Source organism: Brevibacillus sp. SKDU10 (genome assembly GCF_001645205.1).
Lineage (GTDB): Bacteria > Bacillota > Bacilli > Brevibacillales > Brevibacillaceae > Brevibacillus_B > Brevibacillus_B halotolerans.
On sequence record NZ_LSSO01000195.1, the window covers coordinates 1 to 15,807 of the forward strand.

General features: G+C 41.7%; 15 protein-coding genes. 5 read left to right on the top strand and 10 right to left on the bottom strand.

Going from position 1 to position 15,807, the window contains the following annotated elements; translation table 11 throughout:
• Positions 1 to 480: 480 nt before the first annotated feature.
• Positions 481 to 978: a chemotaxis protein CheW gene (locus tag AYJ08_RS19580; protein ID WP_064019100.1), complete on the top strand. Its 498-nt coding sequence runs from the start codon at positions 481 to 483 to the stop codon at positions 976 to 978.
• Positions 979 to 1,139: 161 nt separating this feature from the next.
• Here AYJ08_RS19580 and AYJ08_RS19585 read toward each other — a convergent pair whose 3' ends face one another.
• The 8 genes from AYJ08_RS19585 to AYJ08_RS19620 all read right to left on the bottom strand — a co-directional run bounded on the left by AYJ08_RS19585 (position 1,140) and on the right by AYJ08_RS19620 (position 8,597).
• Complete coding sequence (locus tag AYJ08_RS19585) at positions 1,140 to 1,820, bottom strand: hypothetical protein (RefSeq protein ID WP_064019101.1); 681 nt, start codon at positions 1,818 to 1,820, stop codon at positions 1,140 to 1,142.
• Between the two features lie 125 nt (positions 1,821 to 1,945).
• Positions 1,946 to 2,533 carry an RNA 2',3'-cyclic phosphodiesterase gene (thpR, locus tag AYJ08_RS19590; RefSeq protein ID WP_064019102.1) on the bottom strand — a complete coding sequence of 196 codons (588 nt, stop codon included), beginning with the start codon at positions 2,531 to 2,533 and terminating at the stop codon, positions 1,946 to 1,948.
• 77 nt (positions 2,534 to 2,610) lie between these two features.
• Positions 2,611 to 3,099: a hypothetical protein gene (locus AYJ08_RS19595; protein WP_022586508.1), complete on the bottom strand. Its 489-nt coding sequence runs from the start codon at positions 3,097 to 3,099 to the stop codon at positions 2,611 to 2,613.
• 91 nt (positions 3,100 to 3,190) lie between these two features.
• Entirely contained in the window at positions 3,191 to 4,219 is a 1,029-nt protein-coding gene (locus AYJ08_RS19600; RefSeq protein ID WP_064019103.1) for a hypothetical protein, read from the bottom strand.
• A 19-nt stretch (positions 4,220 to 4,238) separates the two neighbouring features.
• On the bottom strand, positions 4,239 to 5,021 hold the full coding sequence (gene surE / locus AYJ08_RS19605) for a 5'/3'-nucleotidase SurE (protein ID WP_064019104.1): 783 nt from the start codon (positions 5,019 to 5,021) through the stop codon (positions 4,239 to 4,241).
• Positions 5,022 to 5,206: 185 nt separating this feature from the next.
• The gene (locus AYJ08_RS19610; RefSeq protein ID WP_064019105.1) at positions 5,207 to 5,992 is read right to left on the bottom strand and encodes a class I SAM-dependent methyltransferase; all 786 of its coding nucleotides are present in this window, start codon (positions 5,990 to 5,992) and stop codon (positions 5,207 to 5,209) included.
• A 27-nt stretch (positions 5,993 to 6,019) separates the two neighbouring features.
• Positions 6,020 to 7,195 (bottom strand): S8 family peptidase, encoded by a 1,176-nt coding sequence (locus AYJ08_RS19615; protein ID WP_064019106.1) that lies wholly within the window; start codon positions 7,193 to 7,195, stop codon positions 6,020 to 6,022.
• A gap of 61 nt (positions 7,196 to 7,256) precedes the next feature.
• Positions 7,257 to 8,597, bottom strand: coding sequence for a hemolysin family protein (locus tag AYJ08_RS19620; RefSeq protein WP_064019107.1), 1,341 nt, complete (start codon positions 8,595 to 8,597; stop codon positions 7,257 to 7,259).
• A 147-nt stretch (positions 8,598 to 8,744) separates the two neighbouring features.
• On the opposite strand from AYJ08_RS19620, the gene AYJ08_RS19625 reads away from it, so the two are divergent.
• From AYJ08_RS19625 to AYJ08_RS19635, 3 genes are all read left to right on the top strand, one after another.
• Positions 8,745 to 10,436 carry a DNA repair helicase XPB gene (locus AYJ08_RS19625; RefSeq protein ID WP_064019108.1) on the top strand — a complete coding sequence of 564 codons (1,692 nt, stop codon included), beginning with the start codon at positions 8,745 to 8,747 and terminating at the stop codon, positions 10,434 to 10,436.
• 228 nt (positions 10,437 to 10,664) lie between these two features.
• The gene (locus tag AYJ08_RS19630) at positions 10,665 to 11,234 is read left to right on the top strand and encodes an RNA polymerase sigma factor (protein ID WP_064019109.1); all 570 of its coding nucleotides are present in this window, start codon (positions 10,665 to 10,667) and stop codon (positions 11,232 to 11,234) included.
• Positions 11,215 to 12,759, top strand: a complete 1,545-nt coding sequence (locus AYJ08_RS19635; RefSeq protein ID WP_064019110.1) for a hypothetical protein — start codon at positions 11,215 to 11,217, stop codon at positions 12,757 to 12,759. The genes AYJ08_RS19630 and AYJ08_RS19635 overlap by 20 nt, the downstream gene beginning before the upstream one ends.
• Before the next feature lie 84 nt (positions 12,760 to 12,843).
• Here AYJ08_RS19635 and AYJ08_RS19640 read toward each other — a convergent pair whose 3' ends face one another.
• Both AYJ08_RS19640 and AYJ08_RS19645 read right to left on the bottom strand, forming a co-directional pair.
• Positions 12,844 to 13,824: an ABC transporter permease gene (locus AYJ08_RS19640; protein WP_081873091.1), complete on the bottom strand. Its 981-nt coding sequence runs from the start codon at positions 13,822 to 13,824 to the stop codon at positions 12,844 to 12,846.
• The gene (locus tag AYJ08_RS19645; RefSeq protein WP_064019111.1) at positions 13,817 to 14,764 is read right to left on the bottom strand and encodes an ABC transporter ATP-binding protein; all 948 of its coding nucleotides are present in this window, start codon (positions 14,762 to 14,764) and stop codon (positions 13,817 to 13,819) included. Before AYJ08_RS19645 ends, AYJ08_RS19640 begins: the two co-directional genes overlap by 8 nt.
• Positions 14,765 to 14,938: 174 nt before the next feature.
• On the opposite strand from AYJ08_RS19645, the gene AYJ08_RS19650 reads away from it, so the two are divergent.
• Positions 14,939 to 15,751, top strand: coding sequence for a GDSL-type esterase/lipase family protein (locus tag AYJ08_RS19650; protein ID WP_064019112.1), 813 nt, complete (start codon positions 14,939 to 14,941; stop codon positions 15,749 to 15,751).
• Positions 15,752 to 15,807: the final 56 nt, after the last annotated feature.

A 15,807-nucleotide genomic window follows, 5' to 3' on the forward strand; every position in this document is an offset into this window, starting at 1 on the left:
ATTATACATATATTGTAATTGAAAAAAATGGTATTTACTTATTCTTTATTAACTTTTATTTATATTTAAATATTTCGACAATAATGATCAACGAAAAATAGGTACTAGTATCTTTTTCAGCCAGAATCTCGCAACTTTTGATGCTTGTAAAAAAAAACTTCATTCCATTTTCAACAGATTAGGAAAATAATGAATTTCCAGTAATTTTTCTATCTGAATATACACAAAAACATTGGATTTGGCTATTTCACGACAATCTTTTCGTAGACCGGAAAACCGACTTTTTCATTGCATTAAAAAATTTTATATATATTTATTATTATTTATTTAATCGATCCTACAAATATTTAATCCTAATGAAATCGAACATCATACATCGCTCATGAAACTGTGCTTTTCTAAAAGCAACGATTCCGGTTTCCATCTGAGATGATATAATAAACATACTTTTAGAAGGAAAAATAGAAAGGGGGAAGCCTCATGGAATTAAATCAAGATCAACTAGGCCTCAACCAATCTCAGAGCGAAGTCGAGGCCCTTTCTTATATCTTATTTACCATGGGTAATGAAACGTTCGGTTTTCCATTGGAGAATGTCCTGGAAATTGTTAAGCCAATGCCTATTACAAAGGTTCCTAAATCACCAGAGTATGTAGAAGGTGTCATTAATCTACGCGGGAATATCCTTGCTATCTTGCAAATCCGTAAAATGTTTGGACTACCATCCATTCAGCTTACTGAAGATAGTCGTTTTATCGTACTTAAAATAGACGGCTTTGAAGCCGGTATCGTTGTGGATGGTGTATCAGAAGTAGCCAAAATTGCACCTTCCTCCATAAAAACGGCTCCACCAGTAGTTGCAGGATTAGATGGTTCCAATTTAGCCGGAATTGCCCAAGAAGGAGAGCGTCTGCTCCTCTTGCTTGACCTTCCTACTATTTTTGCCCAATGGATTCAGCCTGTTACATCAGAGGCGTAAGCGATTATCGGCGGCTCATTTGTTCATATCAAAATGAGTCGCCGTAGTTGTTAAACGTGAACGCAACAAAGACCTTGCCCGCATCATTGCTCGGCAAAGCCTCTGTTCCTTGCTTTTTACTGGGTAAATTATCAGCTTCATCCCTATTTTCTTACACAGCATCATGCCAGCCCACTATCTCTTCCGCCGCTTGCTAAATACGAATAATTAACCCACATCATTTCTTCAATCCCTAAGATTTCCTTAAATAAATCCACTGAATCATAAAGTAGACTACTACCCGTTTCATAATCGATTTCGACTAGAATGTTTGTGTCAAACAAAGAATGAAGTTGCTGAATTTGTTTGGGAGACAAGAAGGAACGGAACAACTGTGGCTTACAGCGAGATAATCCCTTCTGCACTTCCTGGCGATATATCTGTGAGGTAATGATTGTATCAATTAGTTCATCGTACTCTTTGCGTAGGTTTTCTTCTTTCATATAATCATCTGGATCTATTATATCTGGATATCTCCGCTTCATTTCTATCTCCGCTAATTCCATATCTAAAATATAGCTAATCGTAGCAGACGATACCTCGTAGCCGCCTTCAAATAATCGGAAGCCCCAACCGCTGTCCTCCGCATCATGAAACCACAGCAGAGCCACTCCAAGCTTGGATAAATCCAATAGGTATTGCAGAGTTTCCGCCGTCTGTACCCACTCATCTTCCAGAAAAAACACATTCCATTCATCGTTTAGCCGCTTATGAAAATATGGTTGCTTTGAGTCAGGTAGTTGTTTAATCAGTTTGCTTTCGTATCGTCTTGGATATAACACCCCGGTAGTAAACTCACTCATTTTGAATTTCCACCGCTTTCTCAGCATCTGACATCTCATCGTGATCGCACACATTCGTGATCTTCTGTTTTTATTAAGTTTATTCAGATGGTGAGAAAATTTGAACGGCAAAACGGCGTTTTTTTCTATAAATTCGTTGTTTCGCCTAATATACTGGTGAATAGTGGAGTATGAATAGCTCCTTCTGGGCGTAACTCCGACTGAAATAGGGTAATTCCCTCTACCTTCCAGCTAGGCTTGGGATGAGGTAAAAAACGGTGTGACCAATCTGCTAACGGGAGAGAGAGCTCTTCATGTAACTTTGGCTTGCGGGCTATGGTTACATGTGGCTCATATGGTCGTTTGTCATACGGAAGGCTTTCATGACGATCTAGGCGTTTTCCCAACAGGAGATGCATCTGCTGCAAGGACTCTATATTCCCTTGCAGTCCTAGCCACAATACTCGCGGCTTTCCTCCCTTGGGGAACGAACCAAAATGATCAATAGACAAGGAAAAAGGACGGATAATGGAACTAACAATCTGGATATCCTTTTCAAGCTCCAGAATTTTTTGTTCATCAACATCTCCGAGAAAATGCAAGGTTAAATGTAAATTATGTAAAGGCTGCCATCGCTCAGCTCTAAGCTCCTGCTTCACCTGTTGTTGAGCAGCCTCAATATATGAAATTACATCGGTCGGAACATGCAGGGCAATAAATAGGCGTTTTACCAATAGATTCAGTCCTTTCTTATCCCTATCCGTAAAAAAAGAGGCCTCTCTTTAGAGAGCGCCCTTTTTTCCAGCCACAATTAGGCAGCCGTATTTCGTCCCGTTATCATGCCCAACACATAACGAATATATGCATCTATAATATCATGTTGCGGTTGATACTCGAAATGAACCGCTAAATCCATCTGCTTCGTCTGCTCAGTCGAAGCGACATTCCAGTGAACCTCTGCTTCGTATGAGAAATATTCGTTAATCCTCTGTTTAATGGTTTCTGCATCCCTAGGCGAATTGTAAGAGAATGAAAACCTCATAATTAGCGGAATATCTTGCCTATTGTCACGATTGAATCCATATCTACCCGGCTTGCTTTTCAGCGTAATGACGCCAGCCAAATCCCAAAGAGTAAAGTCAGCACAAAAGGTATTTGCAAACGTCTCTCCTGGCATAGAAAGTCGTACTCCTCCCTCTGTGCGAAGAGACAAGGCTTGAGCGATTTGCTCCACCTCTTTTTGTAGCCCCTGAAAGGATTGAGAAATAAGTGCGATACTACCTTGTTGGGAAGAATTCACTACCTACACCCCCATCGCTTTTTATCTTTACTCTTTTTCGCATTTTGGCTTGTCTAATCCTTTGTTGAAACCTGTCTAGTTTTCTGTATGTTTAGACAAATGGATTCGCGCTTGTTTTGTCTATATGAGAAAAAAGTCGAGCAAGCTTATTTTGCATCTCATGATTTAATTCCAGGTGGTAAAAGCATCCCGCTTCTCGTTGAAAAATCGGGAACGCGCCTTCTTTTAATGGAGATATTTCCCGAATGCTTTGAAAAGCAGGAAACCGACGAAATAATTCCAAAAACGGATCATCCTGCTGAGTCTGGTACATGGAACGTAAGGAAGGGCTTGTATAGATCGAGAACGTTTGCTCATTCCCATAAACCCAAACAAGAAGATCCGCTTCTCGAATATAACTGACAGGATGCCGGCTTAGCATATGCAGGGCCTGATACAAGCTCTCCATTAAGACATGCTCTGCTTGATCCTGATGCTTTTGCAGATGAACCTGATAAAGAAAATCATATGCTTCTCCCTGTTGTAGCAATAGGTCATCTGGCAACTCTAGTGCAGATTTTGAAAAAATCTCATTCCTACCTTCTTGTTCATCTGCTCCTGCTAATATTATGGGATTGTGAATGCGCTCATCTAGCTCCTGTAGAATTTGATAAACATCTGATCTTTCAGTAGATGAAAGAGTAAGTACTTCCGTGAAGATGTGAACCAGCAGGTCTTGTTCCCTTGCTAAAAAAAACAGCTCCAGATCGGGCTGCTCTAGCAATGCATGAAGCCAAGTACGTTCAACAGGTACATGCGGAAGAAACGAAAGCGGGAATCCTAGCGGAGCACTTTCATCATATTTTGTCCATACGATCAGAAGCAATTGCTCCTTATACGTGCGAAACTCGACCGTACTAAGTCCCTCCACTGCTTGACTAAAAGAGTCAATATCTTCAAACACCAGATAAAGCTCTGCTACCCCCTGATCATTTAATCGCCCGAAACAGGGATAGCCTTCCTCATGAACAACTTGATATAGGGAAGCGTAAAAGTCTGTAGAGAGAACCTCCCCTGATGTTTGAGCATCAGGAGACGGTCCAGGGAAAGAAAGTAAGGATTGCATCTGCATTTCTGCCATTTTTTACTCTCCCCTTAGGTTATTTTTTTAAAAGTGGCCACTCTTTCATTTGCTCCAATAATGTACGATCCGTGGAATCAATATGAATAGGGGTAACAGTCGTATATCCTTTTTTTAATAGTTGAAAATCCTCTTCTGTACTTTGTTTTTCCAAGCGTTCGGGATACTCTCTTCCCAGAAAATAACCTGAATCTGAAGGACTGTACACGTCGTGATAAAAATCAAACGCTAACACAGCGGGAGTGATGCCTTTTATCTGGCTTTTAGGCAAATCAGGTACATTTACATTCCAGAACACTTTCGGAGGCATTTGTTTTTGCTTCGTTTGCTCCATAAATTGCTTTATCAGAGGTTCAATAATCCTTCCAACTTCTCCAAAGCTTGCCGGGTTATGATAATTATCATAGGACAAAGCAACAGCCGGGATGCCTAAAATTACTGCCTCGCGAGCTGCACTACACGTCCCTGAATAGTAAACATCTTTTCCTAAATTAGCCCCTACATTAATTCCTGATAACACAAGATCAGGACGCTCCTGATCTTTAAACAAGAGGTAATAGGCCGCCTTTACACAATCGGCAGGATTGCCATTTACGCTCCAGGCCTTTACTGGCAAACCATAAAAATCATGCGGTGCAGGCGCTAATGCTTCACGAAATGTAACACCGTGACCCACTCCGCTTCTCTCTTCGCTTGGGGCAACCACATAAATTTCAAGGTCCTGTAAAGGAAGAAGGGCCTCCGCAAGGGTTCGTATACCTAATGCTTCAATGCCATCGTCATTTGTAAGTAGAATACGCATGATACCAATCTCCTTTAACCATCTGATCTAGTAATTGTAACAAAACGACTGGAAAGTTTCACCTCTCCTCCCTGCTTTCATTCATATAAAAAACCGAGGAAGTAAGCCTTCTCGTATGATGCCTTACTACCATACGAGTTATGCTATTTCCCCCGGTTATTAATTTGAATTGTTCATTCATTTCGTTACTCCCGAACACTTGCCACTATGGCAAGAGCCGGACCGTTAGGATAGATCGGATCGTCAAAGCTGATTGCGTCTATCTGGAAACCAACATGGTTTAAGCCTGCAAGTAAATCCTGTCTACTGAGCCAGTTGCTAAAAGGGAGTGTGCCCCCAATAAACAGTTTGCTATCGAGTGCTTGCAAATAATTATGTTGATATAATGTGTGAGCAAAGCCATATTCTGAAGCAGATTGGCTCCCGCTAAATCGCAGACGATAATCAACTGAATGCTGTAAGATATTTTCATCAAAATAATGCGTCCATAAGTACATTTTCTTACATCGTTCCTTTAATAGCCCCAGCACCATAATTGGATTGACCATATGGTATAAGACACCAGAGGCGAAGCAAACATCAAAAGTCTGATCTGTTTGTTTTAAAAATTCTACAAAATCTCCGCATAAGTAACGTACACGTTGCAAATTCGTTATTTCTTTTGTTACCAAGCAACGTAAAAAGCACTTCGTATTGGCTTCAATTCCAAGAATGCTAGCGGCATCCCCCTTTTTTTCCAGCAGATAACTATGTGCCCCCTCCATCGGTCCTAACTCCAATACCGATTTACCTGCTACTCCTCCTAATTTATCAATTGCCCAGATAGCACGATTATCTTCAAATAAAGGAGCAAAGCCCCCCTCAATCTGATATTGTGCAGGAAAAATACTAATCCACTCATCTTTAAAAATAGAAGTTGCTGTTTGATAAGAAGGAGCTGTTTTTACATAATAATCAAGCGCATAATGCATTCACTTTTCCATCCCTTCATTCGCATGTCAGCGTCTTTTAAATAGAGAAAGAAGATTGAATCTGTTTTGACGGTTGGGTGCAGATTTATTCTCGGAGGCATGTGCTTGGTTCTTTTCATGGTCTTTTTCATGGTTCATTTCATGTTTCTTTTTATGTTTCTTGACGTGATTCTTTACTTGATTTTTTTCAATTCCTTCTTCCTGTCTAGTTATTTGCTTATTCCAACGATAATTCGCTTTTTTGTTGAGTCGATTCATGGCTCTGGTACGTTGTTGTGCTAGACGTAAAGCATATAGTCCCGAAATATGAGCAGCTGCCATAGAAGTACCGTCCAACGTACGATATCCTTTTTTGAGCCAGGTAGATTTAATGCCAACACCAGGGGCAACTGTATTCATTCCTCTGCCTCTCGCGCTAAATTCAGCTAGCTTTGCCTGTTGGTTGATCGCCCCTACCGCAATTACTTCACGATAGGCAGCGGGGTATTCCAGGCCCCCACCATTATTCCCCGCGGACGCTACGAGTACGATTCCATTTCTGGAGGCTACACGTAAGGCTTGATGGAAAGCAGGATGATCCTCACTCGTTCCGAAGCTCATGTTAATAATATCCACCTTCTGCTCGATAGCCCAATTGATCCCGGCTATGATGTCACTGATATTAGCTGTTCCATCCGCTCCAAACGCTTGCACATCATAAAGATCAACCTCGGGAGCAATACCAACAATCCCCCGATTATTGGCTACAGCCGCTATAGTTCCCGCCACATGCGTACCGTGTCCACCGATATTAAAGCGTCCCGCCCCAGCTATCACTGACACTTTTCCTTTTATCTGTCCCTTTAAATCTGGATGAGACGATGAAATACCAGTATCAATCACGGCAACTTTAATTCCCTTACCCTTTGTTACATGCCACAAGGCAGGAGCCCCTATATGCTCTACCCCCCATGGAATTTCATCCTTATTATCCTTACTTTCCTTACTTTCTTTACTGTGTAATCGCACCTGGACTTCATTTGATACGGTATATCCTTCACGGCCAATTAATCTGGTTAATTTTTCAAATTCATCCTGCGCTACTAACAAGCAACCAACAGATTCACAATGCCTAACTGAGGGCATGATGGATTGATTTTCTTTTAATTTTTTGGCACAGATACTATAACCAAGCGTTTTGGGAAATGAAATAATCTTATACACAAAAAACCCTCCACGAATATCATGTCTATTTGATATCCTATGCAGGGACCTACTTGATGGCTTATGCTTCCTTGTTATCTTTTATCAATTTTTTAACAAAGACACGAGTAATACGTAAATGATTCACTTCTCCAACTTCAAATTCATACCCTTCCTCTACCACTTTCATGCCTAAGGTCGGGGGATGGGTGATTTTTGTGTAAATCCAGCCAGCGATCGTATCTACTTCTGCGGTATCTAGCTGTATGTTGAGATATGCGTTTACTTCTTCGAGCAGCATACGCCCATCAAAAGAAACAATGCTTTCCTCCTTCTGTTTAAATTGCTCGATCTCAGGTCGCTCATCATCAAATTCATCCTGAATGTCTCCAACAATTTCCTCTACAATGTCTTCAAGTGTAAGTAATCCAGCAGTCCCACCATATTCATCTATTAAGATAGCGACTTGACTCCGTTGTTTTTGTAGCATGGTTAACAATTGACTGATAGAAATGGTCTCTGGTACAGATAAAACAGGACGCAATAAATCACTCAAATGGCGTTCCTTCTCTATTTCCTTTAAGGCATAGGTTAAAATGTCTTTAATATGCAAAATTCCAACCACATGATCCTTATCCCCATTTATCACTGGATAACGGGTAAATCTCCCTGTACTCACAATATCTAAATTATCCTCAAAGCTGTCCCTAATATCGAGAACAACCATATCTGTTCGCGGCACCATGATTTCGCGAGCTGTTGTTTCCGAGAATTCAAAGATATTGTCTACCAGCATTAATTCAGTGTTATCAATTAGTCCACTTTTGTGGCTTTCATTGACTAAAATCCGAATTTCTTCTTCTGTATGTGCCGCTTCATGCTCAGATACCGGTTCAATACCAAACAAACGTAAAATTTTGGAGGCTGCTCCATTTAACAGCTTAATAAAGGGAAACATTACCTTATAAAACAACTGCATGGGACGTGCTACAAATAAAGAAACTTGTTCGGCACGTTGTATAGCTAATGATTTAGGTGCCAGCTCTCCTAATACGATATGTAAAAATGTAATGATCAAAAATCCAATCACAACGGATATCGAGCTCATCCATGGCTCTGTTATCCCTGCATATGTAAAAACGGGATGCAATAAGTGCGCTATCGCTGGCTCCCCAATCCAGCCTAATCCTAGAGAAGCAAGCGTAATTCCCAATTGAGTTGCGGATAAATAAGCATCTAGCTGATGTAATAATGTATCAACTAATCTAGCCTTTACATTGCCTTCTGCTACAAGCTGAGTAATTCGAGATTCACGTATTTTTACCAGAGCGAATTCGGTTGCTACAAAGAACCCATTTAGGAAAACAAGAAATAGAACAAACAATAAATTAATGCTTGTCCCAAGAATGCTACCTGATGCCACATTCTTCCCTCCTATCTCTATAAAGGTATTTCTATTGTAACCTGAGCCCCTGATTTTGAATCAAAATGATAGCTCGCCCCTGCTTTTCCCTTTCGTCCCCAAATATGGTACCATTGGCAATATTGATACCGCTATGAGGTGACGACCGTGTCTTTTCAACCCCATTTACCACTAATTGTACAAAGTGATCGGAGCATTTTAGTAGAAGTGGAAAACCCCTTATTTGATGAAGCAAGACAATCGATTAGTGGCTTTGCTGAGCTTATTAAAAGCCCAGAATATATACATACCTACCGTCTAACTCCACTTTCTTTGTGGAATGCAGCGGCAAGTCAGCTACAAGCAGAGCAAATCCTTGAAGCACTCAGCCGCTACAGTAAATATGGACTGCCCCCTTCTGTTGCGGATGAGGTTAAAAGAGCATTCTCGAGATACGGATTGATCCAGATGCATACCTTCGAGGATCAAATCGGACTGACAAGTGCAGACCCTCTTATTCTCGCAGAAGTTATGGGCTACCAATCTATGCAGCCTTATATAGAAGAAAAACGTTCGGAGAGTCTGTATATACTGAAGCCGTACTCACGTGGACTAGTAAAACAGGCTCTTATTAAGCTTGGCTATCCTGTGCAGGACTTAGCCGGCTATCAGGAGGGCGAACCGTGCCCGATGGAGCTTGTCTCCTGCGATGACACAGGAACTCCTTTTGCCCTGCGAGACTATCAGCTAGCGGCCGTAGATGCCTTTTATGCCAATGGTACTGCTTATGGTGGCAGTGGTGTTTTGTGCTTGCCCTGTGGAGCTGGGAAAACCATTATTGGAATTGGTGCCATGTCACGCTTTGAGACGGCGACTCTTATCTTAACAACAAGTACAACATCTGTCCGACAATGGATCAACGAAATCATAACGAAAACCACCCTGACCGCTGACATGGTAGGCGAATATACTGGTGAACAAAAAGAGGTGCGACCTGTTACCGTTACCACCTATCAAATGGTGACTTCAAGACAGCGTGGCTCAGACGAGTTTCCCCATATGAATTTATTTACGGATCATAACTGGGGACTAATCATTTATGACGAGGTTCATATGCTCCCTGCTCCTATTTTCAAGATGACCTCAAGCATTCAGGCCAAACGGAGATTAGGGTTAACCGCTACTCTAGTACGTGAGGATGGCAAAGAAGATGAAGTCTTTTCCCTGATCGGCCCCAAAAAATACGAAATGCCATGGAAAGCGTTAGAAGCTCAGGGCTGGATCGCAACTGCCCTCTGTAAGGAAGTCAGACTACCACTTCCTTCTATTTATCGCGAGGCCTACGCCTTTTCAAGCACACGTGAGAAATATCGACTAGCAGCGGAGAATCCGATTAAGGTGAACTGGGTTCAAAAATTGCTGAGGCAGCATAAAGACGATCATATCCTCATTATTGGTCAGTACATCAAACAATTAGAATTGGTAGCCAACACTCTAGGCTTACCGCTCATCACAGGTAAAACACCTGAGGAAGACCGTGGCCGCTATTATGAGATGTTTAAGCGTGGAGAAATCAAACAGTTAGTAATATCTAAAGTCGCCAACTTTGCTGTAGACTTACCTGATGCTAATGTTGCAATTCAAATCTCAGGTACATTTGGTTCTAGACAGGAGGAAGCTCAGCGATTGGGTCGTATCTTGCGTCCTAAGGCAACCAACCAAGCCTATTTTTATACACTGGTGTCACGAGATACCCGTGAACAGGAATTTGCGAGCAAACGCCAAATGTTTCTATTAGAACAAGGTTATCACTATCAAATCATAGAACCTGATGAAGAGCCTAAAAGCATTGGAGGGTAAAGCGTAAGATATGTCCCAATCCTTTCCTAGTTTTTGTAACGTTTTTTTTCTTTAAAAAATGTTAGAATGGGATGGAATCTTTACATGCATCAGCTTTTTACTATGACTATCCATATCGTTTGATCATGGAAGAACACTGGAAATATTTATGGATAAAATTCAAAAAGACTAACTGAAACGTTTGAAAACAACGTATCGTCAGATGAAGTGAAGGGAGGCAATACTTCGATGCAAGCCGACAGTGAAATTGTACAACAGGTTTTGCAAGGGGACGTCGAAGCTTTTCGTGACATTATTCAAAAATACCAGCATATGATCTATATCTTCATATATAAGATGGTAAACAACAAGGCAGACGCTGAAGACCTGACCCAAGAGGTATTTATCAAAGCCTACGAAAAGCTGAACACCTATCGAGGTGAAAGTCAACTATCAACGTGGCTCCATACTTTAGCAAGGAATCGTACCATTGACTTTCTCCGGCGCCGGAAGTTCCATGATACGGATGAACAATTGGCTTTCGTCCCTTCAGGAGTACAGAATGAATTACCACAGGAATCGCTTTTGCGAAAAGAACAACAGAAGACCATCGCCGAAGCTTTCGAACAGCTATCTGACTCCTATAAAGAAGTTATTGTGCTTCGTTGTACGCACGAATATCCCTTTGATAAAATCGCTTCCCTGCTTGGGGTAGCAGAGTCTACAGCACGGGTTCGATATTTACGAGCAAGGCAAGAATTTGCCAAAGTGTTAACGAAAATGGAAGGAGGACTCGTACATGAATTCCCAGGAATTTAAGGCAAAATGGACTAACACTGTTGACGACGATATCGCTCTTTCCCATTTAGAAACCTGTGATGAATGCTTGGCTTGGCTAGAGAATGAATGGTCATCTAAAGAGGAAAATCTGTTCCTAAAAGAGATTCCACAACCTTCCATTGACCTAGAAGATAGCATTATGAATAAAATATATGCCGCTCCCCAACATCATGGAGGTTCTAGTCAATCTGAAAAAACAGAGCCGGGGATCATTCCGCTTGCAGTAGCTGATGAAATACCAGAAAGTGGCAAGCCGTCCAAAGCAAAACGCTTTCGATTCTTTTCGTATCCTGTCTTGGGAGCCGCTAGTGTCCTTTTGGTCATGGGGCTTGTAGGCGTTCAGGCTTTAAATGGAGGTTTTACAGGTAGCGTTGATAATACTGGTACGGAGCAATTGCCATCTCCACAGGTAGCTTATGCACCAATGCCTGAGGGGTCGACCTCCTACATGGCAAAGACACCTCAAATTGACGCTAAACAAGCTCCTAACGAGGGCAAATCATCTGAGACTACAGCACAAGCATCTGACCCAAAAGCTGCATCTCAAGAAAAATTACAAGCAGCTCCTGCACCTAACATGAAAAAAGCCGAAGGAACACCTGAGAGACAAGACACCAAGCCAGCTAGAAGCGACAAAGATACTGCGGTAGCTCAAGCAAAGAAATCCCAAGCCCCTTCCGCAGACTCAACAATCGCTATGCTTGATAATGGTAAACAACCCGTTCAACAAGCACAAAATAATAAGCCAGCTTCGTCTTCTCTGCTCGCTTCACGCTCGCTATCTCCAATGCAAGCGGCATCCAAGGAGCATGCAGTAACAGCTTCTGGGACAACAGAGAACAAAGCTGATCAAAATCCAGGCTCAGAGTCTACATCCTCTGATCAATCCGAAAAATTACATGACATAGCAATAGCACCCTCTGAAAATCAAGGGGGCGCAGCAAGTCTAAATAAATCCTTAACAGCGACTGAAACGCCGTCCGTAGACGAATCCGAGGTAGAGTCAATTGGTGAAGTAACAAGCGAAATGTTCACCCAAGAGACAGAGAAGGAAAAAGAGAAACCTCAAACCTTCTCCAGCTTCACCTCTTTGGAAAAGGCAAAGCAAGCCTCGGATATGCCGCTCGCAGGTATAGTCAAAGCAGATTTTAAGCTTGCTTCTGTTGCTATTCATTACGAATCAGAAACAAGTAAACATGTCTCTTCTCAAACATCTATCTATCAACATGGTGACGCTCAGATTCAGCTAGAGGTACTGCGCAATGACACGCAAAAACGTACTTTGTCCATTCCAGGAACCTTTGCTGGGTCTCCGCAAATTTTCTATGTCGGTACTGATAAAGCGATCGGAGTAACTTTCGACTCTCAAGAAAAAAATACAATGCAGCACGCAGTTCACCTTATTACCACGAAATCCTCCCAACAGCTCTATATAATTGCAACAGCAAAAGGAATGAGCTTACAGGATTTAATGGATACTGTAAAAACTATGAATTGGTCATAGTTTGATGCTGTCTGCCAAATACAATAAAAGAACCCTCTAGCCAAAGATAAAACGATGGTTAGAGGGTTTTTGATTATATCTTCATTATGTAACATCTTGTCTAGTAAACACTACATAGGCAATCACTAAAGAAGCAACTCCCCAAACAGATAATACCCCAAGAGAAAAGGGCAGGCTCATGCCTTTAATGGGTGGCAAACTCCCCGCTAAATACGTCGTAAGCTGTAAATTTACATTAAACAAGTACTTCGCTTGTTCCCACGTAGAGGCCATTTGAGTTAAAATAGCCCCACTAATAAGAGCAGCCATCATAATCCCCATGCCAGCCGCTGTGCTTCTCACCAAAACAGAGATCATCAACGATATTGTACCTACCACTACACAAACGAACCAGCCTAATCCATATTGCATCAAAATATATTTCCATTGATCCAATACAAATACCTGTGAGGTTTGTAAGACTTCTCCTGTCGCTTTAAAGCCTGTTAAAACAGGCATCGTCCACCCTCCATAACCAAAGACAACTCCTGAGATAAGATACGCTAGTACTAGAGATAACAATAAGGTCAAGGAAGTGAACAAGAGGAGTGTTATATATTTACTCGTAAGGATTTTCCAACGTTTGACTGGCCTTGTCAGCAACAGTTTAATTGTCCCTTCACTAAATTCTGAAGATACGAGATCAACTGCTAAAATCACAATAATCATCGGTAGAAACAGTCCAACAGACTGATCCATAAATCCGCGTGCAAATGTAACGGCCCCTGGCGCTGACGGATCAATATCATGATCTAAATAATACTGTTGCAACTGTAATTGGGTTTTCAGAAAATCCTTCCATTCAGGAGGGATTCGAGTGGAAGCCAATCTATTTTGGGTATCTACTATCTTTTGTTGAAGAATGGTACGCCAGTCATCGGTACCAATTTGTGCTCGAGCCACCTCTACTGATTGATATTGCGCATATGTAAACAACGGAATCAAAATAAGCAATATGAGGACGACTACATAGAAGCGTTTGCGTCTGACTAGCTTTAAGCTCTCGTTATATACCAGATCAAGCATGCTTCCCCTCCTCATCTACTGCTTCATCTTGGGTTAGCGTAAGAAAAAGGTCTTCCAATGTAACAGCCTTTTCTTCAATGCCAATAACATCTACTCCTGCATGGATAAGGGAACGGTTAACCTCAGCTATTTTGTCCGTTTCCATTCTACACTTTACTCTGCCGTCTGACAAAGCCATAAGTTCATAGACATAGGGGCTTGCCTGCATTAGCTCAACAGCTTTCGGCAAATTATTGTCTCTAAATTTCCAATTCACCTGATCCGCAAATTGCTCCATTAATTGTTTAACGTGGCCAACTGAAATAACTCGTCCCTTATTAATAATGGCTACCCGATCACACATAAGCTCAATCTCACTAAGCATATGACTGGATATAAAGACGCCGATCCTCTCTTCTAGCGCTAAGCGGCGTATGAACTGCCTCAATTCACGAATACCTGCCGGGTCTAATCCGTTGGTAGGTTCATCCAAGATAAGTAAGCGGGGACGATGCAGCAATGCTTGTGCAATTCCTAAACGCTGACGCATGCCTAACGAATATGTTTTTACCCGTTCGTGAATCGCTTCCGTCAGCTCCACCTGCTCTACAACTTCACGAATTCTTTCAGAGCTTACCTTTTTACTCATTCGGGCAAACATTTCTAAGTTCTCTTGTCCTGTTAGAAAGGGGTATAATTCAGGGTTCTCCACAATACATCCGACCTGATCAATTGCCTTCAAAAAATGGTTTTGTAAAGAATACCCACCGATTTTTATCTCTCCTCCATCAGGTTTGGTAAGCCCGACCAACATACGAATCGTGGTTGTTTTTCCAGCTCCATTAGGTCCAAGAAAACCAAATACCTCCCCTGCTCGCACATCAAAGGTAATATCATGGATCAGTCGTTTTTTCTTTATTGATTTTTGTAAACGAGCAACAGAAAGAACTGCGTCTGCCACATGTCTCCCACCTTTCTCTCTTATATTTATAAGCATAGGATTTCTTATTCTTTCACAAGGAAAGCTTCCTCATGCTTTTTCTCCTACATGAGCCTCTCTGGTTTGATCACTATTTAGAATGGTACAATAGAAGTGCAGTGTAACAAGAATACCTGCTCAATAAGGAGGTTCTCTGTGCTTAGTTCTAAAAAACATCCGTTAACGAAATGGCTTCTGCTACTGGCTTGCATATCTTTTTTGGCTCTATTAGTCGGCTTCTGCTTTGCGTTTACGCCAGTGCATTTAGCTGATAAAAGCACATCTGAGCTTCAAACCCCCAAAGAAGACCAAACACCAGAAGCTCCTCCTCCTGCTATCCTGCCCACTACAGGCACATTAAAAGTGGTAGCGCTGGGTGACTCCTTGACACGCGGGTTAGGAGATGCAAGCGGATTAGGCTATATTGGAATTTTGAAGCAAAAGGCTGAAAAGGAGCGTAATCAAAGCATTCAGCTAAGCAATCTAGCTATCAGCGGCAGTGAATCAGGAGATGTAGTAAACCAACTGAAACAAACTAATGTTAAGCGCCTGATTTCCGAAGCCAACCTCATATTGTTTACGATTGGGGGGAATGATTTGTTTCGCCAAAGCGGCGGTATATTTGAATTTGATCTTGAGAAACTATTGGACGCTTCAACCCAGCTTACTATCAACTATGAAGCCATTGTAAAACAAATTCGATCTATAAATCCAGAAGCACCCATTTTTTATACCTCTCTCTATAATCCTTTCGGCGATACAGAGTTCAAACAAGAATCAAGTACCCATGTTCAGGAGTGGAATAATGAAGCTACTGCTATCTCAGCCCGTTATCCTAACGTGCTGGTGATCCCCTCCTACGACTTATTTTGGAACAAAGAGAAAGCCTATCTATACACGGACCATTTCCATCCGAATCATGCTGGATATGAGCGCATAGCCGATCGAATTATGCAGGCGATAAAATAACTCGATTGATGACTATTCTCCTTACATAAAAAACTGTCGAGGCCTCTTGCCCCCGA